Raw genomic sequence first — 22,270 nt, 5'->3', positions numbered from 1 at the left:
AAGGAATCGAACATGGCTGAACCCATTTCCACCGGCACCACCACCGCCATTGCCGTCACCGGCATTGGCGCCATCACCCTGCTGCCAGGCGTGGATGCGGCAACGGTGCTCGGCGCCTTCGCTGGCGCTGCGGTGTTCGCGCTCAATTCCGACGACATGTCGACCGCCAAGAAGCTGGCTTTCCTGGTGCTGTCCATCGTGGCCGGCTGCCTGGCGGCGCCGCTGGCCGCTGCGCTGATTGCCAAGGCCTTGCCCACTGAAGCCGAGGTAAGCCATGGCGTCGGCGCGCTGGTGGCCTCGGCGGTGATGGTCAAGCTGCTGATGCTGCTGATCCACGTGGCCGGCCACGGGGACTGGCTGGTCGGGCTTTTTCGCAACAACGGACAAGGAGGCAACAAGTGACGATCCTCTTTCTGATCCAGGCGGCGCTGTGCGCGCTGATCGCCATCCGCCTGCTGCTGTTCCGGCGCGCGGGGGCTGCCTACCGTCCGTGGGCTTCGCGGCTGGCCTACCTGCTGATCGTGCTGGCGGGCGCCGTTCCCATCGGTGTGCTGTTCGGCCGCTACGACTGGGCGATGCTCGCGCAAAGCGGCATCACCGCGGTGCTGTGCCTGGCGGTGTATGCGGTGCGCGGCAACGTGGTGGAGCTGTTCCGCATGACCGAGACCGATGGCGGCTGCTCCTGGCTCGTTCGATTCCTGCGGAGATCCTGCGATGACTATCCTGCGACCCGGTGACGTGGGCGCCGGCGTGCGCGAGCTGCAGCGCCTGCTGCGCGAGCGTGGCGCGGGGCTCGAACTGACGGGCGATTTCGATACAGCCACGCTTGCCGCAGTGCGGGCGGCGCAGGCGCGATACGGACTGGTGGTCGACGGCCTCGCCGGCCCGAAGACGCTGCAGGCGCTGCAGCAAGACACCCGGGAGCCGCGGCACCTGACCGCCGCCGACCTCCAGCGCGCCGCTGACAAGCTGGGCGTGCCCCTCGCGGCGGTGCGCGCCGTCAACGAGGTCGAAAGCCGGGGCAGCGGCTTCCTGCCCGACGGGCGCCCGGTGATCCTGTTCGAGCGGCACGTCATGTACCGGCAGCTGCGTGCGGCCGGCCACGACGCCGACGCGCTGGCACGGCAGTACCCGAACCTGGTCAATGGCGCGCGCGGGGGCTATGCCGGCGGCACCGCCGAGCACATGCGGCTCGCCCGCGCCGCCGAGATCGATGAAGCCTGCGCCCTCGCCTCTGCCAGCTGGGGGCTGTTCCAGGTGATGGGCTACCACTGGGAGCGCCTCGGGTATTCGAGTGTGCAGGCGTTCTCCCTGTGCATGCGCGAGAGCGAGGGCGCGCAGCTCGACGCGTTCGTGCGCTTCGTCCTGACGGACCCGGTGCTGCACAAAGCGCTCAGGGCGCGCAAATGGCCCACCTTCGCCAGCCTCTACAACGGCCCGGCCTACAGGGACAACCTGTACGACGTGAAACTGGCACGCGCCTTCGCGCGCTACGGCGCCGAAGAAATGGAGCCAGCATGAACCGAACCCTGGCTCTCGTTCTCGCGGGCGTCGTGCTGCTGCTGGCGGTTGCCGGCACGGGCGCGTGGATGACCGATCGCTACCGCAAAGCCGTCAAGCGCGGCGATGACGCGGAAGCGGCCGCCGCAGGCCTGCGGGTACAGCTCAGGAACGCAACCGGCAGCGTCGTCACCGTCACCCGCTATGTCGACCGCGTCCAGACCATCCAGGTCAAGGGCGACACCATCATCAAGGAGGTTCCGCGCTATGTCCCTGTTCAGGCTGATGCCGCCTGCACTGTGCCTGTCGGCTTTGTGCGCCTGCACGACGCCGCCGCCACCGGCGCCCTGCTCGAACCAGATCCCGGCGATGCTGATGCGGCCCCCTCGGGCATTGCGCTCTCTACCGTCGCCGCCACCGTTGCCGGCAACTACACCAGCAGCCTCGCCGACGCCGAGCAGCTGAGCGCCCTGCAGCAGATCCTGCGCGACCAGGGCGTAACCATCATTGGGGAGGCGCCAGTGCCATGATGAAGCCCAACAGCCTGCGCGAGGCGCTGACCGCGGCGGTACCGGATCTCGCGCGCAACCCGGAGAAGCTGCACGTGTTCGTGGATGAAGGCCGGCTGGTGGCCACCGGCGCCAGGACGCTGTCCTTCGAGTACCGCTACACGCTGACGCTGATCGTGACGGACTTTGCGGCCGGCTCCGACGCGATCATGGTGCCGGTGCTGGCCTGGCTGCGCGTCAATCAGCCCGAGCTATTCTTCAGCCCCACCCAGCGCGAGGACGGGGTGAAGTTCGAGGCCGACATCCTGAACCACACCACCGTCGACCTGGCATTGAAGCTGCCACTCACCGAGCGAGTCACAGTGCGCGTGGCCGGAACCGGCTACCAGGTCGAGCACCACCCGGAGCCAGTCAACGAGGACGACGATCCGTCCACCTGGCGGCCAGCAGCGCCATGAGCGACTTCCGCGCCCTGGAGGCATGGGCTGGCGCCCTGCTGCAGAATCTGGAGGCGCCGGCGCGGCGCGCCCTTGCACGAGCTGTCGCGGCGGAACTGCGGCGCCGCCAGGGCACCCGCATCGCCGAGCAGCGCAATCCGGACGGGTCGGCCTATGAACCCCGCAAGCCGCAGCTGCGGCTGCGGCTGCGACCCGGGCGCGTGCGCCGCGCCATGTTCGCGCGCCTGCGCACCACCCGCTTCCTCAAGGCGCAGTCGAGCCCGGACGCCGCTGTCGTGACCTTTATCGGCCGCACCCAGCGCATCGCCGCGGTACACCAGTTCGGACTCCGCGACCGCGTCAACCAGGCCGGCCTCGAGGTCACTTACCCGCAGCGCGAGCTACTGGGATTTGACGACGCTGACGTGGATCGCATCACCGACCTCGTCCTCGCGCATATCGCCGGCTGACACCGCCTGTTGTGCCGGTTGCCGCCACAACACCCGCTGCGTGACTGCCTCGCGCGCGCACGGCACGCTGGCGGGCATGGACTCCACCACCGAACTCGCCCGCCTAATCGAGAACCTGATTCGGCTCGGCACCATTGCCGAAGTCGATTTCGGCACGCCCCCGCGCGTGCGCATTGCGACCGGCGGCATCACCACGGCATGGCTGCCGTGGGTGGAGCGCCGCGCAGGCGCCACGCGCACATGGAACCCGCCCACCGTAGGGGAACAGGTCATCATGTTTTGCCCCAGCGGCGATGTCGCCAACGGCATCGTCGTCGCTGGCATTCCGTCCGCGGCGCATGATGTTCCGAGCCACAGCGCCGACGAAACCGTCACGCTCTACCCGGACGGCGCGATCACCCGCTACAACCACGTCAGCGGGGCGCTGGAGATCGAGGGGGTGCAGACAGTTCTGCTACAGGCCGGCCAGACCGTGGTGGTGGACTGCCCCGATACCACCTTCAAGGGCAAGGTCACGGTCGAGGGTCTCTTCACCTACCAGGCCGGCATGTCCGGCCAGGAAGGCAGCAGCGGCGCTGGCACGCAGATCCGCGGCAACGTCACCCACACCGATGGCGAACTTTCCTCCAACGGCGTCGTCGTCGATGACCACGACCACGGCGGCGTGCTGCGCGGCGGTGATTGGACGGAGGGAACCCGGTGAGCTATCTCGGGATGAACGTCGCCACCGGGCGGGCGCTGGCCGACCGCGAGCACATCCTGCAGTCGGTGCGCGACATCCTGACCACGCCGATCGGCACCCGCGTGATGCGGCGCGACTATGGCTCGCTGCTGCCCCACCTGGTCGACCAGCCGCTGCACCGTGCCACCTTGCTGCGCGCCATGTCGGCGTCGGTCATGGCGCTGGTCCGCTGGGAACCCCGACTTCGTGTCACGCGCGTCTCGTTCGACGCCGGCGCCGACGGCTCCCTCTTTATCGACATCGAGGCCCAGCGCGTGGACGGACCGCGCGCCCAGGCCGCCAACCTGCGCGTCCCCTTGCGCGGAGGCCACGCATGAGCGCGACCCCGATCGATCTGTCCCGCCTTCCCTCCCCCGATGTGGTGGAGGCGCTCGACTATGAGACCCTGTTCGCGCAGCGCAAGGCTGAGCTGGTGGCGCTCTTCCCCGTCGCGCAGCAGCCTGAGATTGCAACCACCCTCACGCTGGAATCCGAGCCACTGACCAAAGCGCTGCAGTCCAGCACCTACCGCGAGCTGGTCCTGCGCCAGCGCGTCAACGACGCCGCCCGCGCCGTGATGCTGGCAAAGGCCATGGGTGCCGACCTGGAGCACCTGGCCGCCCTCTTTGGGATCGCGCGCCTGACCATCACGCCGGCTGATGTCGAGAACGACATCCCGGCCGTCATGGAGCGCGACGAGGATCTGCGCAAGCGGACCCAGCTGGCGCCGCAGGGGTTCTCGGTGGCCGGCCCGGAGGGCGCGTACAAATCCCACGCGCTGGGCGCAGACGGGCGCGTACTGGATGCCTCTGCCACCAGCCCAACGCCTGGCACGGTAGTGGTCACGGTGCTTTCCCGCGACGGCGACGGCACCGCCGATGCCGCGCTGCTCGCTGCCGTTGAATCGGTGCTCGGCGCCGACGATGTGCGGCCGCTCACCGACCATGTGCTGGTCCGGTCGGCCGAGATCGTCACCTACCGCGCCCGCGCCAGGCTCTACACCTTTCCGGGGCCCGACTCCACCGTCGTGATCGAAGAGGCCAGGAAGCGCCTGCTGGCCTACAACGCGGCGATCCACCGCCTTGGCATGGAGCCGACGCTTTCCGGCATCTACGCGGCGCTGCACATCGATGGGGTAGAGCGCGTCGAGCTGCTGGAGCCAACCGCAAGCATTCCAGTCACGCGCACGCAGGCGCCCTACTGCATCCTGGTGGATATCCAGCACGGGGGCGTCTATGGCTGATCTTCTGCCACCCAACGCCACGCGGCTGGAGCGCAATCTGGCCGAGGTAATGGGACGGCTCGGCGACGTCCCGGCGCCGCTGCGCACGCTGATGAACCCGGATACCTGCCCGGCGGCGCTGCTGCCGTGGCTCGCCTGGCACCTTGGCGTCGACGCCTGGAAGGACTATTGGCCCGAACAGGTCAAGCGGGCGCGGGTGAAGGCCGCGATCCAGATCGCCCGCAAGCGTGGTACCGCCGGTGCAGTGCGCAGCGTGGTCGCCGCCTTCGGCGCCAACATAGTCATCCGCGAATGGTGGGAGATGAACCCGCCCGGAGTGCCGCACACCTTTGAGGTGGTGATGGCAGTCAGCGACCGCGACGGCGAGAGCGCCACCGCCGAATTCATCGGCGATGTCATCGCCGAGATCGACCGCGCCAAGCCGGTGCGCTCACACTATATCTTCACGCAGGGCTACCAGCGCCAGGGGGCCGTTGCCATCGGCGCGGCCGCACGTGCCGCCCTGTATGTCCGACTGTCCCTTTCCGATACCTGACATGGCTGGCAATCTCATCAAACTCACCAACGCCGGCCGGGCTGCCCTGGTTGGCCCGGGCAACGTCGGCACCATTACCCGCACGGTCGTCGCGGTCGGCATTGCCACCGCTCCGTTCGCACATGACGTCGACATGCTGGTCATGCCCAACGAGCGCAAGCGACTGACCAGCATCGGCGGTGAGAACGTGGCACCCGATACGGTCCACGTGACCATTCAGGACGAATCGGCGGACCAGTACCAAATGTACGGCTTCGGCCTGTACCTGGACAACGGCATGCTGCTCGGCACGTACAGCCAGGACACGCCGATCATGGAGAAGTCGCCGGCAGCGATGCTGCTGCTGGCCGCAGACATCCTGTTCACCACCATCGACGCGGCAGCCCTTGTGTTCGGGGATGCCGGCTTCCTCAATCCTCCCGCGACCACCACGGTGAAGGGCGTGGTGGAGTTGGCCGACAACGCCGAAACGCAGGCCGGAACAGACGCCACCCGCGCCGTGACGCCGGCGGGGCTGGCATCGCGCACCGCCACGGCCACCCGCACCGGCCTGGTCGAGCTGGCCACCGACGCCGAGGCGCAGACCGGCACTGACACGACGCGCGCCGTCACGCCGGCGAACCTGTCGGCCCGTATGGCCACGGAAGCGCGCACCGGCCTGTTGGAAATCGCCACCCAGACCGAAGTCGACCAAGGCACGGACGACGCCCGCGCGGTCACCGCGAAAAAGCTGCTGGCACGCCTCAAACTCCTGGGTTTCGGCGGCACAGGCACCGAAGGCGCGATCACCGATCTGGACGATGTGACCGTGCCCGGCGGCCTGCTCTACGTGCCGGGCGCGGCGACAAATGTGCCGATGAGCCTCGGCCCTGGCGTCTTGCTGCATCGCGTGTACGGCACCGCCGGCTTGCAGTTGTTCTCCCCCTATCAGTCGAATCGGATCGTCTTTCGCCGGCGCACGGGAAGCGCGTGGCAGGCATGGCAGGACCTGGCACTGCTCGACAGCCCTGCCTTCGGCGGCACGCCGACTGTCCCGACCGCGGCCAGGGGCACCAGCACCAGGCAAATCGCCAGCACCGAGTACGTGATGGCGGCCATGGCTGACCTGGTCGATTCGTCGCCAGGCGCTCTGGACACCCTCAAGGAGCTGGCAGCGGCGCTTGGAAACGACCCGAACTTCGCTACCACCGTTCTCACCGAACTGGGCAAGAAGTTCGACAAGGCAGGCGGCGTGGTTGGCATGCAAACTTCCGGCTGGGATGGCATCAACACGCCTACCATGCGGGTACTGGACGGCTCCAACAGCGGAAAGGCCGGCGGCCTGGCGGTGGAGTCCTATGCGCCTGTGGTGCAACTCATCGACCGCACTGTCAACGTCCGGAACGCACGGTTGCTCATGGATGCGCATCTTCTGCGCATCGGCTTTGACTCCGTGGCTACGCCAGGCGTCTACACGGACCTGTACACGTTCCACGCAGACGGCTACATGTCCCTCGGGCCGGCCACATCCAGCGCGGTGGCGTTGCGCCTGGGCACCACCATTGCCGGCGGCGCAACAACACAGTACGGCGTCTACAACAACACCGAGTTCAACGAGCTGGCGACGGCCGGCGTCTACGGCTATCACTCCGCTCCGCGGCTTAAGGACGCACCCTTCACCACCAACCAGGTCGCCGGGTTCAACGCGGCCGGACCGATCCTTGGCGCGCAGGCGTCGCTCACGAACTACGACGCGTACATCGCACGGGACTACTCGAATGCCGGCGCGACGCGAATCGCTGCCGCCTTGTTCCAGATGGCGGCCGGTCCCAACAAATGGAACCTGTATTCGGCTGGCACGGCGCCGGGCTTTCACTATGGCACGCTGCAGATCGGCTCCACCGCCGACGATGGCAGCAGCGCCAAGCTGCAGGTGACAGGGTACGCGACTGCCGACACGCCGCCTGCGGGCGACAGCACCCGCAAGCTCGCCACGACTGCCTGGGTCATGTCGACCCTGCTCAACGCCGCGATCGGCCAAATCATCATCGAGCCGCGGGCCACCGTGCGGGCCGGGTGCCTGAAACTGAACGGGGCATTGCTGAATCGGTCGGCTTACCCCGAGCTGTGGACCTACGCCCAGGCCAGCGGGAACCTGGTCAGCGAAGCGGAGTGGCAGGCCGGCATGTGGGGCGCCTTCTCCACCGGCGACGGACAAAATACCTTCCGCATTCCCGAGTACCGCGGCGAGGGCCTGCGCTTCTGGGATGACGGCCGGGGCGTCGATGCGGGCCGCAAGCTCGGGAGCTACCAGGCGCCGCAGAACCTGGCGCATAGCCACGGCGCGTCATCGTCCTGGTTTGGCGATCATAACCACAGCGCCTGGACGGATGCCCAGGGTTGGCACGGCCATGGCGTTCACGATCCCACTCACGCGCACACCTATGACGTGCCGCCCCCGGCTTCGAATCCGGACGGCCAGGGCGCGGCATCCGGCTCGAGCTGGCTTGACCTGACGCAGTACGGCCAGCGCGGCACGTATGGCGCATACACCGGCATCTCGATCGCCGGAGACGGGTCGCACGGTCACAACGTAGGCATCGGCTGGGCCGGGGGGCACTTCCACGCCATCACGATCAACGCAGACGGCGGCGCAGAAGTGCGCGTTCGCACCATTTCTGCGCTCGCCATGATTCGCGCCTTCTAAGGGAGAACAAGGAAATGATGATCCACCACTACGACAGCCACACCGGTCAGTACATCAGCAGCGCGCTCGCAGACCCCGACCCGCGCGACCCCAAAGCCTGGCTGCAGCCGGCATTCACGTCGCTCGCTCCGCTGCCGGAGCGCAATCGATACGAATGGCCGTTCTTCCGCGACGGCGCGTGGGTCATGCTGCCGGACTACCGCGGCATCGTCCTGTACCGCACTGAGAATGGCGAGCCGGCGGAGTTGGGGGTGCCTGGGATCACCCCGCAGGAAGCGGGCCTTACGCCCGACCCTCAGCCGTCCGATCTGCACCGCTGGACTGCCGGCGGCTGGGCGCTGGACGCTGCACTGGTCGCGGAGCGTACCCGCGCGGCGGCGATGGCGGAGTTCGACCGCCTCATGGCGATCGCGAGGGATGCGAATGCAGGCAAGGCCGACGCCCATGCCGCCGGACTGCTGAACGCGGTGGAAACCGCCCTATTCAAAGCTTGGTCCGCATACCAGCTCGACCTGGTGCGGGTTGTGAACTCGCCCGACTTCCCCATCGTCCCTGACTGGCCCGAGGAGCCGAATGTCGAAGCGATCACTGCCACCGTCCAGGCCGAGGAAGCAGCGGAGGCTGCAGCGCGTGCCGGGTATGACAGCCTCCTGGCGCGGGCAAACGAAGCAATAGCGGGCAGGGCAGACGTTTACGCCGCCGGGAAGCTCGACGCCGTGCCAAGAGCGATCTACGAGGCGTGGCTGTCGTTTCGGCTTCAGCTGCAACAGCTGGCGCTGGCTCCGACTTTCCCCCTGGGGATCGCCTGGCCTGCACCGCCAGATGAGGCCGCGATCGAGGCAGAGATCCTGGTCAGTGCCCGAACGGATAGCGTCCCGGAAAACGCGTAGGCCACCGCTCAAGAGGGCGGGAGCGCGCACCGCTCTCACCTTTTCGTTGTACCGCTGCGGCCGACAACAGCCAGCGGCACACCGCCACGCGCGTGCGCGGCATCCTACCGGGACGATGCTTTCCATCGTCTGCCAAATCTCCCGGAGGACTGCATGGCAACCGACTACCACCACGGCGTACGTGTCATCGAGGTCAACGATGGCACCCGCCCGATCCGCACCATCGCCACGGCCATTCCGGGCCTGGTGACCGTCGCCGATGACGCCGACGCCACGGCGTTTCCCCTCGATACTCCCGTCTTGCTGACCAACCCGCAGGCGGCCATCGGCAAGGCCGGCACGCATGGCACGCTGCGCGCCAGCCTGGAGGCCATCACCGACCAGGCCAACCCCATGACGGTCGTCGTCCGCGTCGCGGAGGGCGCCACGGAGGCTGAGACCACCAGCAACCTGATCGGCACCACTAACGCGGCCGGCCGGTTCACCGGCATGAAGGCGCTGCTGGCCGCGAAGACGCGCTTCGGCGTGACGCCGCGCATCCTTGCAGTGCCGGGACTGGACAAGCTGGAGGTCGCCACAGCCCTCGCCTCGATCTGCCAGAAGCTGCGCGCCTTCGGCTATGTCAGCGCACACGGCTGCGCCACGAAGGAAGAGGCGGCCACCTATCGCGACAACTTCGGGCAGCGCGAGCTGATGCTGCTGTGGCCGGACTTCGTGGGCTGGGACACCGCCAACAATACCGAGCGCAACCTGTGGGCAACGGCTCGCGCCCTGGGCCTGCGCGCGAAGCTGGACGAGTCAGTGGGCTGGCACAAGACGATCTCGAACGTCCCGGTCAACGGTGTGACCGGCGTGTCCAAAGACATCTACTGGGACCTGCAGGATCCGGCGACCGATGCCGGCTACCTCAACAGCAATGAGGTCACCACCCTGATCAACTTCGAGGGCTTCCGCTTCTGGGGCTCGCGGACCTGCAGCTCGGATCCGCTGTTCGCCTTTGAGAGCGCCACCCGTACCGCGCAGATCCTGGCCGACACCATGGCCGAGGCGCATGCCTGGGCCATCGACCTGCCGCTCACGCCGTGCCTGGCACGCGACATCGTGGAAGGCCTCAACGCCAAGTTCCGGGAATGGACCCGGCTTGGCTACCTGTTGGGCGGCGGCGCCTGGGTCGATGCCGGCATCAACACCAAGGACACGCTGAAGGACGGCAAGCTGTGGATCGACTACGACTACACGCCGGTCCCGCCGCTGGAAAACCTCCAGCTGCGCCAGCGCATCACCGACCGCTACCTGATGGACTTCGCCGCCTCGGTGAACGGCTGATAGCGGGCATCCAAGAGAGGAAACCACCATGGCAATGCCACGCAAACTCAAGAACTTCAACGTTTTCGCCGACGGCATCAGCCACGTTGGCGAATGCGAGGAAATCACCCTGCCCAAGCTGGCGCGCAAGCTCGAGGAATACCGCGCTGGCGGCATGAACGGCCCGGTCGAGCTGGACCTGGGCAACGAGAAGCTGGAGCTGGAGACCACCTACGGCAGCATCATGCGCGAGATCCTGAAGCAGTACGGGGTCACGCAGGCCGCTGCGGCAATGGTGCGCTTCGCCGGTGCCTACCAGCGCGACGACACCGGCGACACCGATGCCGTGGAGGTGGTCGTGCGCGGCCGGCATACCGAACTCGACTTCGGCACAGGCAAGGTCGGCGACAGCAGCCAGTTCAAGGTCAAGTCGTCGCTGACCTACTTCAAGCTGACGATCAACGGCGAGGTGTGGATCGAGATCGACCACGTCAACTTCATCGAGATCGTGTTCGGCGTCGATCGCCTGGCCGAGCAGCGCCGCGCGATGGGTCTGTAACAGCAGGCCGCCGGCATCCTTTCCCTTCCGAGGACCACCATGAACGAAGCCAAATCCGAAACCATCACCCTCGACACTCCCATCACCCGCGGCAACGAGGTCATCACCTCCATCACCGTGCGCAGGCCTGCCGCCGGCGAGCTGCGCGGCTGCAGCCTGATCGACCTGATGCGCATGGAAGTCACCGCGCTGCACGCCGTGCTGCCCCGCATCACCACCCCAACGCTGACGGCGCACGACGTGAGCCAGCTCGATCCTGCCGACATGACGCAGCTGGCTACAGCGGTGAGCGGTTTTTTGCTGCCGAAGGCGGCGAAGGACGAGGGCTTCCGGCCCGAGTCGAAGACGCCATCGCCGACGTTGCAGTGATCTTTCATTGGCCACCGGAGCGACTGTTTGAAATGGGGGTGGCCGAACTGATGGAGTGGCGCGAGCGCGCCCGGCAACGAAGCGGAACCGACGAATGAGCGTGCCACGCAACCTGAGACTGGAAGTCGTCCTGCAGGCGGTGGACCGCCTTACCCAGCCGTTCCGCAATGCCATGGGCAGCAGCACCGAACTGGCGCGCACGGTAAAGGCCGCGCGCGACCAATTGAAGGAGCTGAATCGCACGCAGGCCAACATCGACAGCTTTCGCAAGCTGTCCAGAGACGCGGCGATCGCCGAGAACCAGCTGCGGTCCGCGCAGACGCGGGTCAAGGCACTGGCACAGGAGATGGCCGCCACGGAGCGCCCATCAGCCGCCATGACGCGAAACTTCAACGCGGCTGTCAAGGAAGCGCGGGCGCTCAAACAGCGCGGCGCCGAGCTGCAGCAGAGCCTGGAAGGCGTGCGCGGCCGCCTGCAGCTGGCGGGAGTCAGCACCACGAGCCTCGGCCAAGCCCAGCGCGACCTGCGCGACAAGGTTGCAGCGGCAGGCCAGGCGCTGGCCCAGCAGGAAGCACGGCTGAAGGCGGTCGGCGAGCACCAGCAGCGCCTGGCCGCTGTACAGGCCGGGTACGCGAAGGGCATGGCCGCCCGAAACGCCATGCTCGGCGCCGGCGTGTCGGCATCCGCTGCTGGCGGTGTTGCCCTCACGCCTATCGCCAAGGCTGTGAAGGACTACGTTTCCTTCGAGGACGCCATGCTTGGCATCGCACGCCAGGTCGAAGGCGCCCGCGACGACGGCGGCAGGCTCACGGCGGTCTATTACGACATGGCCCGCCAGATCAAGCTGCTGGGTGAAGAACTGCCCATCCCGACAACGGCCATCGCCGAGATGGTGACCGCCGGCGCGCGCATGGAAGTCCCGCGCGAGGAACTGATCGCCTACACCCGGACGGTTGCCATGATGGCGACCGCCTTCGACGCCGTGCCGGATGAGATTGCGGAAAGCATGGGAAAGGTGGCGAAGAACTTCCGCATCCCCGTCAATCAGATCCAGGCGCTCGCCGATTCGATCAACTACCTGGACGACAACGCCATCAGCAAGGGCGGCGACATCATCGACGTGCTGAACCGGATCTCCGGCGTGGTGTCGACGGTGAAGATGTCATCGGCGGACGCGGCCGCGCTCGCGTCGACGCTGCTCACGCTCGGCGAGCGGCCGGAGACGGCCGCCACGGCAGTCAATGCCATCGTCCAGAAGTTCGCCGCTGCCGAGAAGGGCACCAAAAAATTCCAGGCCGCGGTGCAGGAGATCGGCCTGTCCAGCGCCGCCATCCAGAAGGGCATGGCCACCGGCGCCACCGAAACCCTCTTCCAGGTGATCGAAGCGGTGCAGAAGCTGCCGAAGGACAAGCGCATCGGAGTGATGGTCGAACTGGTCGGGATGGAGCATTCCGACACGCTCGCCAAGCTGGTCGACAAGCCGGAGGAGCTGCGCCGCCAGCTTGAACTTGCCAACGGGCGAGGCGCCGAAGGATCGATGGCACGCGAATTCGCGGCGCGCCAGGAAACCATCTCTGCCCGCTGGCAGCGGCTGCAGAACCAGCTGTTCAATGGCAGCAGTGCCGCCGGCGAGGCGCTGCGCTCGACCATCGTCGGGCTGATGGATACCGTCAGCAACCTGGTCAGCCGCTTCAACGCGTTCGCGCAGGCCCATCCGGCGCTGGTCGGATGGATCATGAAGGGCGCCGCGGCGGCCGGCGTGCTGCTCGCCGCTATGGGCGCGCTCACCCTGGCCATAGCGGCGGCGCTGGGTCCGCTGGTCGTCACCCGCTACGGGCTGCAGATGATGGGCATCCGGCTCGCCGCCCTGGTGCCGTCGCTCAACCGCGCAACCACCGCCACCACCCTCCTTTCGCGCGGCGCCCAGCTGCTCGGCGGCGCCGGCGCACGGCTCGCGCCGATCTTCAGCGCGGCCACTGGCGCCGCGGGGCGCTTTGGCGGCCTGCTGGCAGGCGCGGCCAGCCGGGCCGGGACCCTCTTCAACGTCGTGCGCGGGCTGGCGGTGCTGACCTTCTCCTGGCCCATCCTGGCGGCGGTAGCCGCCCTCGCCACGGCGGCGGCGCTGGTCTACAAGTATTGGGCCCCGATCCGGGCCTTCTTCGCAGGCCTGGCCAGCGGCATCGCCAGCGCCCTGGGGCCGGTAGTCACCGGTTTTGCCGACGGCTTTATGCGTGCTGTGACGGCGGCGTGGCGCCTGGCTTCCGCCATTGTCTCCGCCGTTCAGGCCATCCCCGGTGTCAGCGCTGCTCTCGGGGTGGTTTGGCAGGTCGTGGGGCCGCTGCTGTCCAACCTCTGGGCATGGTTCACGCGGTTGATTGCCCCGGTGGACGACATCGGCGGCGCAGCGCAAAGCATGGGCCAGAAGATCGGCCAGGCCATCGGCACGGTGCTCGGCATGCCATTGCGACTCGCCACTGCGTTCTACGACGCCGGTGCCCAGCTGATGGCGGGATTCGCCAATGGGATTACCAGCGGGCTGGCGCGGGTGCGCGAGACCGTCACAGGCGCCGCCGGCTCGGTCGTGACCTGGTTCAAGGAGAAGCTGGGAATCCGCTCGCCCAGCCGCGTATTCGCCGAGCTGGGCGGATTCACCATGGCTGGGCTTGAGCAGGGCCTTTCGCGTGGCCAGCGCGGGCCGATGAATGCCATCGCGCGCGTGACGCAGGCGCTTGCCGGGGTCGGCGCCGGCGTGGCAATCGGCACGGCGCCGGCAGCCGCCGCGGTGAAGTTCGATACCCGACCGCCCCTTGGCGCACCGGCAGCTGGAGCAACCTACCAGGCAGCGGCACCGGCGGCGCCGATCACCATCAACGTCTACGCGGCACCCGGCATGGACGAGCGAGAGGTTGCCCGGCTCGTCGAAGAGAAGATCCGCCAGCTCAACGCCCAGCGTGGCGCGCGCCAACGGTCCAGCCTTACCGACAGGGATTGACACCATGATGATGGCTCTCGGGCAATTCGTGTTCAGCCTGGACACGGCGCCCTACCAAGACTTCCAGCAGCAGATTGCCTGGCGGCACCCGGCCAATAGCCGGTCCGGCCGCCGGCCGGCCCGACAGTTCCTCGGACCGGACGACGAACTGATCACGCTCACCGGCGTCCTGGCCCCCGAACTGACGGGCGGAGACGACACGATTGAGGATCTGCGCACGCTAGGCGACAGCGGTGAGGCCCATGTGCTGATCGAGGGCACCGGTCGCTACTACGGGCTCTTCGTGATCGAGAATCTGCAGGTCACGCGCACCTACCTCTTCCAGGATGGCAAGGCCCGGCGCATTGAGTTCACCCTCAAGCTGGTACGGGTGGATGACGAGGCCGAAGCCCTGATTGGCGACGGCATGGCAGAGGGTGACGCCGAATGACGTTCGCCGCAGTCCGCGCCGAGCCGCGCACCACCACTGGCCGCGAGCCCCGCCCTGTCTACCAACTGGTGCAGAACGGGAACAACATCACGTCGCGCTTCCAGGGCCGACTCATGTCGCTCACCCTGACCGACAATCGCGGCTTCGAGGCCGACCAGCTCGATATCGAGCTGGACGACCATGACGGCATGCTGGACCTGCCCGAGAAGGGCGTGCGGCTGTCCCTGGCACTCGGCTGGAGCGACGCCGGCGTGGTCGACAAGGGGCTCTTCAATGTGGACGAGATCGAGCACAGCGGCCCACCCGACCGGCTGACGCTTCGCGCACGCAGCGCCGACCTAGGCACCGACTTGACCACACGGAAGGAGCGCAGCTTCCATGACAAGACCATCGGCGCCCTGGTGCGCGCAATCGCCAGCCGCAACCAGCTCGTGGCGGTGATCGCGCGGCAGCTGGCAGACCAAGTGATCGGGCACCTTGACCAGACCGGGGAGTCGGATGCCAACCTGCTCACGCGGCTGGCAAAGGACTATGACGCGATTGCCACGGTGAAGCAGGGCAAGCTGCTCTTCATCAAGGCCGGCGAGGCGCTCAGCGCCTCGGGCATCCCGCTGCCCACCGTGCTCATCACGAGGGCCAGTGGCGACACGCACAGTTTCATGGTGGCCGACCGGGACAATTACAACGGGGTCAAGGCGTTCTACCAGGACACGCGGCTCGCCAAGAAGGGAGAGGTGGTGATCGACGCCTCGAACGCCGTGGCCGTGAAGGAAGCGCCCGCGCCCACCAAGAGGCCGAAGAAGAAGGCCAAGCCGAAGCCCACGGTCGCCACGTATCCGAATCCGGACAACGTGAAGGTGCTGCGCCACACTTACGCCACGAAGGCCAACGCCGAGCGCGCCGCGCGCGCCGAGTGGGCCCGCGTGCAGCGCGGCGTGGCGAGTTTCAGCATCACGCTGGCGCGTGGCCGGCCGGACTTGTTTCCCGAGCTGCCGGCGGTGGTGTCTGGGTGGAAGCCGCAGATCGACAATACGGGCTGGACGATCACCAAGGTCACCCACCATCTGACGGAGCGCGGCTATACCACCAGCCTGGAGTTGGAGATAAAGCCTGGGGAATTGGAGGAATTGAACTCCGGGCCGGATTGAAATTCGCTCCCTCTTCGATTTCCGGGGGACTTGGTCCAATGGCCGGGTTCCATCAGAAGCACTCACTTGGTTTCGGCAGCGGGATGAACCGGTGGGTTTTGTCGCTAGAATTAGCCCTGATCTCGGCGAAATACGGTCAGGACGAAGGACATCCTGGTGCACGGTCGCTGGCCCATCGATAGAAATTCGACGACACACGGCAGATGGACGAAGCTGAGAAAAATGCTCCGCAGGCGCTAAAGGACGAAGTTCTCCGAAAGGTAGGAAGAAATCTCCTTCTGAACCAGCAGATTGAGCATCTGCTGAAATCTATTCTTGGAATCGCAAGGATTGAGGGTACGCTCGCAGACGCTGGCTCCCGACTCGAGGCTCGCCAGGAGGAACTCAGGACCACGTCGATGGGTGGCCTGCTGAAGCGGTTCCGCGATGAGATTCTGACGAGCCCGACGGAGATTCGGGACGAGCAAACTTCAAAGAACACAACACTGCCCTGGATCAGCACGACGTTCCAGATCGAGATCGCCCCAGCAGACCGAGCGTCCCTGGAAGCAGACCTGGCGTTGCTGGCGAAGGAGCGTAACGATCTGGCACACCATTTCCTTCCCTACTGGCAGCCCGAGTCTTTTGAGCGAATGACCGAAACTTCTGTTCGCCTGGACCAGCAACGAGAGAGGATTATGGCAATGCATGATCGCCTCAAGTCCATGCGTGACACCACGCGCGAGGCCGGTCTATATTTCGCCAACATTCTCGCTTCCACCGAATACCATGCGGCATTCGAGCTCATGTGGCTGCAGGGTAGCCGGTTGATTGACTTGCTGCTTGAAATTGCAGCCAAGCCGAGCCGTGCTGACGGATGGACGGACCTTTCCTATGCAGCAGCCATTGCGCATGGAAGAGAGCCGGACGCTTTAGCGGATCGCGAGGCGCGTTATGGGGAGCAAAGCCTGAAAGCACTGGTGATCAAGTCGCAGCTCTTTGAGCTCGCAGAGGAGCCATTGCCAGGAGGTGTTCGGACCCTGATCCGAGTCCGAAGACAAGAGACCAGTTGAGGCCAGGCCCACTCCCTCTCGCGTTGCATTTCAAGGTGGACCAATTGGCGCAGTTCAGGAAATCCAGCATCGACTGCGCCTTAGCTCACTCGCCTCCGCGTGCCCCAGGGTGGAATGGGTCGGTAATAGACGACCGGGTAGCACGGGCCGAGGTCCCTTACCGGCCATGAAGCGTCGTTCGTCGACATCGGATTTCGGATGTTCGAGCGAGCTTGCAGCGGCGTATACGTCGCGCCCCCAGTGGGGCAATTTGATGGACAATAGCCTTGGCGTTAGGGCGCAGCATAGCGATTGGCGGTCCAACCCTCACCGTCCTGGGGAATACTAAAGTTGAAGAAGATATGAATCGAACGATGACAGCCGAGCAAATTCAGCCGCATAAGGTAACAAAACCAATTCAACTGCTAGCGGCATGGCTTATTGGTTTGGTTCTGACAGTCGGCATATTCCTGACGACTGCACTTAGGTTGGAACCGGGCGCGTGGGAGCGTGGAGCGTTGGTTGTCGCCGCAATCGTCGATGTGCCCATCTTTCTGTTCGCGCTGTTCCTGTTACAGACGAAGTTTAGAGCTGAGCTCCAAGAAGATTCATTCTATTCGGAGTATCTAAGCAAGAAGACAGCAGCCGTCGTTCACATCGAGAAAGGCACTACGTCAAGCGGCACTTCCGCTGAGCAGGGAACGAATGTCGGCGTTGCCAACATGGGTCGCGGAACTGTGCCGGCAGTTATAGAGGGTTCAGTAGATCAGGTTCCTTGGCCGAATTGGCGCGTCGGACTTAATGCGCATCATCCTAGGGCAACGGAAATTGCACGTGCTCTTCAGGCAGAGGGCATTCCCATCGCGGAGATGTTCGGTATATCGGAACTTCCGTCCAAGTGGGTAATTTCCGTATCGCACGCGATGCCTGCGTCGGATGTCGTTCGACTGCTAAAGACGGTTCTAAAATTCGGGTTCGTTGGCTTTCAGTATTGGCATCCTCAACTTGAAGCCGATGAAACAGAGGATGTCTACATCGGAAGCTACGCCAATCGCGAATACATACCTGCCTCGGAGGAGCTTCTAGATCTCGTGTCTGGGGAGTTTGACGAAGTAGGCTTTCGACTCTATGTTGCCAAACACGCCACCCAGCACGATGAGTAGCTCGTGGTCAAGACGGCTGCAGCCATTCATCTTTTCCCGAGCTCGGCCCCAGTGCGATGCCACCATGCTTTGATATTGCAGTTGTTAGCCTTGAGAGCGCGATGGATAAGTGAAGGCGTATAATTCCCCATGTAATAAATGCCAATTGTTATACGAGCCCCCCATGCAGTCAATCCATACTCTCAATGCTCGCGGCCACATCATGCTTGAAGTGATCCGGGACCACTTCGGGATTGCTGCACCGCGAATGCGAAAGGAGATCCTCCAACTACATGGAGATATGATCAGAACCCTCGCATCGAAGGGCGTCCAATACTCAGATTTGCGCTCGGCACTGGTGCCAAGTGCTGATCGGCACGAAGCGGCCTTCATTTTCGACTCTACGGAAATTGAGTCGAGTATGTACGGCAGGGAGGTGCTTAAACAAGTGCTACCGCTTCTTGAACCACGCACAACGCAGAGCGTACTGGTCGGCGATCTTCTTGGTGACGACCAAGAGTTGGTATTCGAGATTATCCAAGAATCCATGATCTTGGCGCGCTCGTTTAGCTTTAGGCATTCTACGCTTCTATACGGCGTCTACATCAACAATCTTTCTTCTGCCAACCTGACGCAACTTCACAAACGACTTTCTGCCTTTCCGGCCTACCTAGGCTACATCCCAACGTCCTTCGCATCACGGGCAAAGATTTATCTTTCCCTCTGCATGGCTAACCTGTTTGTCAAACGGAACAAGACCCTTATTGTGGCGCACGAGGAGGACCGCTCCAATGCCCAAAACATAAATATCACCATCTACCCGCTGGAGGATTTCGGTTACAAGGTGGCCAGCCTGCAAGATCACTATTTTGCGAACTTCCTGTCATATAAGATCGAGCGACCGGTAGTTGGCGCGTTTGCCGTTGACTCGGAGATGGCTCTAAATGCCATCTCCGACGAAGTTGCGAGTCTCAGTGAGTTTAGCGTTATCCTAGAGGAAGCCAAACATGGGTACCTGATCAATGAGAAGCTTGGCAAACTAGTCAAAGCAGGTCTTGCCGATGCGGACCGCGAACACATTGCATCGTTGATTCAATCGAAAGTCGCGGCCAGTTACATCTACAACCTCATTTACCTGGTCGAGCATGACGTCATGAAATTCAACTTGATGATCGAGGTGGATCGCGTCGACGGGTATCCGACTCGGATTACAGTCGCGCTTGAATACCTTCCGGCAAGCAAAACCCTAAGAGTCATTACGCTCTACTAGCGGTGAAAACTATCATTCCAGCAGGCTGCTTGCGGCGGGCCGCTGAGTTCAGGCATTGGGTCGCTTAACAGATTCGCAATCGCTTCTGCTGCTCGCCATGCGCATGGGTAAGGTATCTCAACTCCACGTTGAGCGTCCGCTTCCGCAAGCCCTGATGGTCGGCTTTGGGTCGAGATGAGACCTTTGTCCCTGGCCTTCCTGGGGCAGTTCCAGCAGCCCGCCCCGGATACCCCTATTTGCGCCGAAGAATGAATCTTCAACACGACCGAGGCTGCTGACGGCAGGCGGATCGTCGCTGGATTTTACCTTGTGGCGATAAACGCACCGCTTGGCATCGGTTCTGCGCAATCCACGCAGCAAATCGGACTCATCCTACTTACCCAGCGACGTGTGCCCGGTACCGTGCAAATTTCTCCTGCGGTTGAGGTACGACGGTGGCTGGTGGGGATAGAAATAGCAAGATCAAACAATGCATCGGGCGCGGTGACGGGAACATCCAGATTGGAACCCTGGTCGTTCATCGCGCTTCGCTCGTCTCGCCCGCTTCGACGGTATTTCAGACGCCAGACGACAAGAATCCCATGTCGCTTGAAGAGCGTAGAGATTTAACGAGTATCGCCCTCGAAATCGAGATGGCCGAGGATGACCTGGTCAGCGCAGCTACCATCTGGCAGGCGCTGACACGACACCTCAACGGAAGAGGCCTAAACGATGTGGAGCGGGAAGAAACGCTGACGCATGCTCAATACTGGAGCGCCCGCTCCTACCTTGTCAGCTGGCTAGCGTGCCGGCGAGGCGAGAACCTGCCGCGCAATGCCATGGTGAGGCAAATCCTTCGTATGTGGGAAATCTGCCCGGGCCTGAAACCATCGACCCAGGACCTTTGCCGCTCCCGATTCAAGACCAACGATTTGCAGACGTTGACTGAGGTGCAACTGCGAGCTGCGTTGTGGACGACGCTAGCGGACTGGCAGGCGTACTGGGTGGGGCGGCATCAAGGCTGACGGCTTGGCGCGCGGCTCAGCGCTGCTTCTTCTTCCGGTCCGCTGAAGGCCGAACTGCAGCGTCTGACGCGACCAACTGACCTTGCCCGATCTGGACGTTGTGCGAACCGGCGCCGATCTTCTGGACGACCTTGTGTACACCCGTCACCTCGGGCTCAGGAACTGGCGACGCCGCGGCTTCCTCCCGCGCAGCTGTCGTGTCGCATAGCGTGACAAACAGCTTTTCGAACTTTTCGACGGACAAGTCGCCGCCCAGGGCTTGAGCGGCCTTGTAGGCCTGGCCGGCCGCAACGCGAGCGGCGTCCAGAGTGATTGCGTTATCCGGAAGCCGTTTGCCCGTCAGGACGTAGAGCACATCGACGCCGGATCTGGCGATCGCTGCCAGGTACACCGGATCAGGGGAACGGTCCCCTCTCTCGTACCGGCTTTGCACGTTCTTCGCGACACCTAGCGCCTCGCCGAATGCGGCCTGAGTCAGACCGAGACGCAATCTTTCGGCCTTCAGACGCTCGCCTACAGTCTCCATTTCGGTTGACTCTTATCAAATAAGTCTCCAAATTGGAGACTATCATCATCAGCACACACTAACGAAACTCAATCATATCGTATGCCTACCAAGCCTCCTGCCCTGCGCGCGCCCCGCCAGCCGGACACGGTGCCCGTGGCCATCCGACTCACACCCGCGGAGCTGGCCAAGACCGATCGCTACGGCGCTGCGGAATTCCGCTCCCGCGCGGCATTCACTCGTTTGATGTTCCTCCGCGGCATGGCGGCATACGAGCGTGACATCGGACTTGACCCTGATAGTGCTCAGCATACGGATGCCTACTCGCATCCGCATGCAGATGCCGTTGCGGGGTGATGCGATGCGAAAGCCCGTGCGCATTGAACAGACATTGCGTGAAGCGCTCACCGGCCCCGGTCGCATGGACGTGCAACGTGCCATCGGTTGGGACGATTCCAACGTCAGCCGCTTCCTGAGCGGCAATCAGGGGGTCGTGATCGACAAGCTGGATGGTCTGGTGTCGGCTGTCGGCTATGTCCTGATCACGCGCAAGTACCTCGACGCCGTCGCCACACTCGGCGAAGTCGGCATGCACTGCGAATGCGCCCGTGAGGGCTTGGGCGAGTGCGGGAGATTCTGCAAATGAAGATGACCTGTCCACATTGCGAGACTCGGCTCCACATTCGCAGCAGCCGAGCCGTGTCGTTGCTTTCACGCGAACTGTACGTGCAATGCCCAAACGTGGACTGTGCGTATACGTGCAAGATGCTGCTCTCCCCGGTCCACACCATCGCGCCCAGCATAAAGCCGAACCCGAAGGCCTACCTGCCTCTGGGAAAGCCTCGCCCAGGGCCACGCGACGAGCGGCAACTGGACTTGCTGCCGACCTAGCGGCCTAACTCCCCTTTTCCGTTTGACCGCCCTGTTCATGCCCCGATTCGGGCGTGAGGGACACCTTTTGCCCTGCTATGCCAAATCTCTCTGAAACTGCCGTCCTCACCTTCGAAAACATCGAGTTTGATGTAGTGGATATTCACAACGTACCTTGGCTAAGGGGCTTGCAGGTTGCAAGTGCCCTTGGTTACAGGAATCCGGCTGCGGATATCCAGAATCTCTTCAGCCGCAACGCCGACGAGTTCACCGCCGAGATGACCCAGCTCGTCGAGCTGGACACCGCCGGCGGCCGCCAGCAGGTTCGCATCTTCAGCCCGCGCGGCTGCTACCTGCTGGGCATGCTGGCCCGCACCGAGCGCGCGAAGGCCTTCCGCCGCTGGGTGCTCGACGTGCTGGAGGGCCGCCAACCACCCCGCAAGGTCGGTGCGCTGACCGTGCCCCAGCACCTGGCCGCGCTGCGTTACCGGGGATCGCTGGTCAAGGAACTGGCCGTCATCCAGTCCCGCGGCGTGGCCGTCGAGCTATACGCCAACCTGCGACACGTGTCCCGCCTACTCGGCATGCCTGTAGCCGAACTGGAATCCCTTGCGCCGGCGCTGCAGCCGAAGCGCCTCGAGGGCGTGGCTTGAC

27 protein-coding genes are annotated in these 22,270 nt (G+C 64.4%); 26 read left to right on the top strand and 1 reads right to left on the bottom strand.

Features of this window, described 5'->3' with window-relative positions; genetic code table 11:
- The first annotated feature begins 12 nt into the window (after nucleotides 1-12).
- The 23 genes from AC3WLF_RS21090 (at nucleotide 13) to AC3WLF_RS20980 (ending at nucleotide 20,241) form a co-directional block, all read left to right on the top strand.
- A complete protein-coding gene (locus tag AC3WLF_RS21090) occupies nucleotides 13-402 on the top strand; it encodes a putative holin (RefSeq protein ID WP_492358794.1) in 390 nt (129 codons plus the stop codon).
- On the top strand, nucleotides 399-737 hold the full coding sequence (locus tag AC3WLF_RS21085) for a phage holin family protein (protein ID WP_400311551.1): 339 nt from the start codon (nucleotides 399-401) through the stop codon (nucleotides 735-737). Before AC3WLF_RS21090 ends, AC3WLF_RS21085 begins: the two co-directional genes overlap by 4 nt.
- Nucleotides 715-1,521: an N-acetylmuramidase domain-containing protein gene (locus AC3WLF_RS21080; RefSeq protein WP_492358793.1), complete on the top strand. Its 807-nt coding sequence runs from the start codon at nucleotides 715-717 to the stop codon at nucleotides 1,519-1,521. Before AC3WLF_RS21085 ends, AC3WLF_RS21080 begins: the two co-directional genes overlap by 23 nt.
- Entirely contained in the window at nucleotides 1,518-2,030 is a 513-nt protein-coding gene (locus AC3WLF_RS21075) for a hypothetical protein (RefSeq protein ID WP_209777609.1), read from the top strand. The genes AC3WLF_RS21080 and AC3WLF_RS21075 overlap by 4 nt, the downstream gene beginning before the upstream one ends.
- Complete coding sequence (locus AC3WLF_RS21070) at nucleotides 2,027-2,467, top strand: phage tail protein (protein WP_209777610.1); 441 nt, start codon at nucleotides 2,027-2,029, stop codon at nucleotides 2,465-2,467. The genes AC3WLF_RS21075 and AC3WLF_RS21070 overlap by 4 nt, the downstream gene beginning before the upstream one ends.
- Complete coding sequence (locus tag AC3WLF_RS21065) at nucleotides 2,464-2,916, top strand: phage virion morphogenesis protein (RefSeq protein WP_492358792.1); 453 nt, start codon at nucleotides 2,464-2,466, stop codon at nucleotides 2,914-2,916. The genes AC3WLF_RS21070 and AC3WLF_RS21065 overlap by 4 nt, the downstream gene beginning before the upstream one ends.
- Before the next feature lie 76 nt (nucleotides 2,917-2,992).
- Nucleotides 2,993-3,619: a phage baseplate assembly protein V gene (locus tag AC3WLF_RS21060; RefSeq protein ID WP_492358791.1), complete on the top strand. Its 627-nt coding sequence runs from the start codon at nucleotides 2,993-2,995 to the stop codon at nucleotides 3,617-3,619.
- A gap of 11 nt (nucleotides 3,620-3,630) precedes the next feature.
- Nucleotides 3,631-3,975, top strand: coding sequence for a GPW/gp25 family protein (locus AC3WLF_RS21055; RefSeq protein WP_400311777.1), 345 nt, complete (start codon nucleotides 3,631-3,633; stop codon nucleotides 3,973-3,975).
- Complete coding sequence (locus AC3WLF_RS21050; protein WP_492358790.1) at nucleotides 3,972-4,880, top strand: baseplate assembly protein; 909 nt, start codon at nucleotides 3,972-3,974, stop codon at nucleotides 4,878-4,880. Before AC3WLF_RS21055 ends, AC3WLF_RS21050 begins: the two co-directional genes overlap by 4 nt.
- The gene (locus AC3WLF_RS21045; RefSeq protein WP_492358789.1) at nucleotides 4,873-5,415 is read left to right on the top strand and encodes a phage tail protein I; all 543 of its coding nucleotides are present in this window, start codon (nucleotides 4,873-4,875) and stop codon (nucleotides 5,413-5,415) included. The genes AC3WLF_RS21050 and AC3WLF_RS21045 overlap by 8 nt, the downstream gene beginning before the upstream one ends.
- A 1-nt stretch (nucleotide 5,416) precedes the next feature.
- Nucleotides 5,417-8,101 (top strand): hypothetical protein, encoded by a 2,685-nt coding sequence (locus AC3WLF_RS21040; protein ID WP_492358788.1) that lies wholly within the window; start codon nucleotides 5,417-5,419, stop codon nucleotides 8,099-8,101.
- 14 nt (nucleotides 8,102-8,115) lie between these two features.
- On the top strand, nucleotides 8,116-8,991 hold the full coding sequence (locus AC3WLF_RS21035) for a tail fiber assembly protein (protein WP_492358787.1): 876 nt from the start codon (nucleotides 8,116-8,118) through the stop codon (nucleotides 8,989-8,991).
- A 153-nt stretch (nucleotides 8,992-9,144) separates the two neighbouring features.
- Entirely contained in the window at nucleotides 9,145-10,317 is a 1,173-nt protein-coding gene (locus tag AC3WLF_RS21030) for a phage tail sheath protein (RefSeq protein ID WP_492358786.1), read from the top strand.
- Nucleotides 10,318-10,345: 28 nt separating this feature from the next.
- Nucleotides 10,346-10,855: a phage major tail tube protein gene (locus AC3WLF_RS21025; protein WP_492358785.1), complete on the top strand. Its 510-nt coding sequence runs from the start codon at nucleotides 10,346-10,348 to the stop codon at nucleotides 10,853-10,855.
- A 39-nt stretch (nucleotides 10,856-10,894) separates the two neighbouring features.
- Entirely contained in the window at nucleotides 10,895-11,224 is a 330-nt protein-coding gene (locus AC3WLF_RS21020; protein ID WP_209777617.1) for a phage tail assembly protein, read from the top strand.
- Nucleotides 11,221-11,322 carry a GpE family phage tail protein gene (locus AC3WLF_RS21015; RefSeq protein WP_492358784.1) on the top strand — a complete coding sequence of 34 codons (102 nt, stop codon included), beginning with the start codon at nucleotides 11,221-11,223 and terminating at the stop codon, nucleotides 11,320-11,322. The genes AC3WLF_RS21020 and AC3WLF_RS21015 overlap by 4 nt, the downstream gene beginning before the upstream one ends.
- Nucleotides 11,280-14,216: a phage tail tape measure protein gene (locus AC3WLF_RS21010; protein ID WP_492358783.1), complete on the top strand. Its 2,937-nt coding sequence runs from the start codon at nucleotides 11,280-11,282 to the stop codon at nucleotides 14,214-14,216. Before AC3WLF_RS21015 ends, AC3WLF_RS21010 begins: the two co-directional genes overlap by 43 nt.
- Before the next feature lie 4 nt (nucleotides 14,217-14,220).
- On the top strand, nucleotides 14,221-14,646 hold the full coding sequence (locus AC3WLF_RS21005) for a phage tail protein (RefSeq protein ID WP_492358782.1): 426 nt from the start codon (nucleotides 14,221-14,223) through the stop codon (nucleotides 14,644-14,646).
- Nucleotides 14,643-15,794: a phage late control D family protein gene (locus tag AC3WLF_RS21000; protein WP_492358781.1), complete on the top strand. Its 1,152-nt coding sequence runs from the start codon at nucleotides 14,643-14,645 to the stop codon at nucleotides 15,792-15,794. Before AC3WLF_RS21005 ends, AC3WLF_RS21000 begins: the two co-directional genes overlap by 4 nt.
- Before the next feature lie 203 nt (nucleotides 15,795-15,997).
- The gene (locus AC3WLF_RS20995) at nucleotides 15,998-16,846 is read left to right on the top strand and encodes a hypothetical protein (protein WP_492358780.1); all 849 of its coding nucleotides are present in this window, start codon (nucleotides 15,998-16,000) and stop codon (nucleotides 16,844-16,846) included.
- Between the two features lie 341 nt (nucleotides 16,847-17,187).
- On the top strand, nucleotides 17,188-17,988 hold the full coding sequence (locus AC3WLF_RS20990) for a hypothetical protein (protein WP_492358779.1): 801 nt from the start codon (nucleotides 17,188-17,190) through the stop codon (nucleotides 17,986-17,988).
- 163 nt (nucleotides 17,989-18,151) lie between these two features.
- Nucleotides 18,152-19,237 carry a hypothetical protein gene (locus tag AC3WLF_RS20985; RefSeq protein ID WP_492358778.1) on the top strand — a complete coding sequence of 362 codons (1,086 nt, stop codon included), beginning with the start codon at nucleotides 18,152-18,154 and terminating at the stop codon, nucleotides 19,235-19,237.
- A 581-nt stretch (nucleotides 19,238-19,818) separates the two neighbouring features.
- Entirely contained in the window at nucleotides 19,819-20,241 is a 423-nt protein-coding gene (locus AC3WLF_RS20980) for a hypothetical protein (RefSeq protein WP_492358777.1), read from the top strand.
- A gap of 16 nt (nucleotides 20,242-20,257) precedes the next feature.
- Here the strand turns inward: AC3WLF_RS20980 and AC3WLF_RS20975 are convergent, their stop codons facing one another.
- Nucleotides 20,258-20,767, bottom strand: a complete 510-nt coding sequence (locus AC3WLF_RS20975) for a helix-turn-helix domain-containing protein (RefSeq protein ID WP_492358776.1) — start codon at nucleotides 20,765-20,767, stop codon at nucleotides 20,258-20,260.
- A 340-nt stretch (nucleotides 20,768-21,107) separates the two neighbouring features.
- Between AC3WLF_RS20975 and AC3WLF_RS20970 the strand changes: the two genes are divergently transcribed.
- The 3 genes from AC3WLF_RS20970 to AC3WLF_RS20960 all read left to right on the top strand — a co-directional run bounded on the left by AC3WLF_RS20970 (nucleotide 21,108) and on the right by AC3WLF_RS20960 (nucleotide 22,269).
- Nucleotides 21,108-21,392 (top strand): DNA-binding protein, encoded by a 285-nt coding sequence (locus tag AC3WLF_RS20970; protein WP_400311495.1) that lies wholly within the window; start codon nucleotides 21,108-21,110, stop codon nucleotides 21,390-21,392.
- Entirely contained in the window at nucleotides 21,389-21,637 is a 249-nt protein-coding gene (locus AC3WLF_RS20965; RefSeq protein WP_492358775.1) for an Ogr/Delta-like zinc finger protein, read from the top strand. Before AC3WLF_RS20970 ends, AC3WLF_RS20965 begins: the two co-directional genes overlap by 4 nt.
- Nucleotides 21,638-21,714: 77 nt before the next feature.
- Nucleotides 21,715-22,269, top strand: coding sequence for a BRO-N domain-containing protein (locus AC3WLF_RS20960; RefSeq protein ID WP_492358774.1), 555 nt, complete (start codon nucleotides 21,715-21,717; stop codon nucleotides 22,267-22,269).
- The last annotated feature ends 1 nt before the right edge of the window (nucleotide 22,270 follow it).

It is taken from the genome of Cupriavidus sp. FW306-01-F10A (assembly GCF_058782785.1).
The sequence above is the reverse complement of the archived record's forward strand: the minus strand, read 5'-3'. Positions and strand labels throughout refer to the sequence as shown.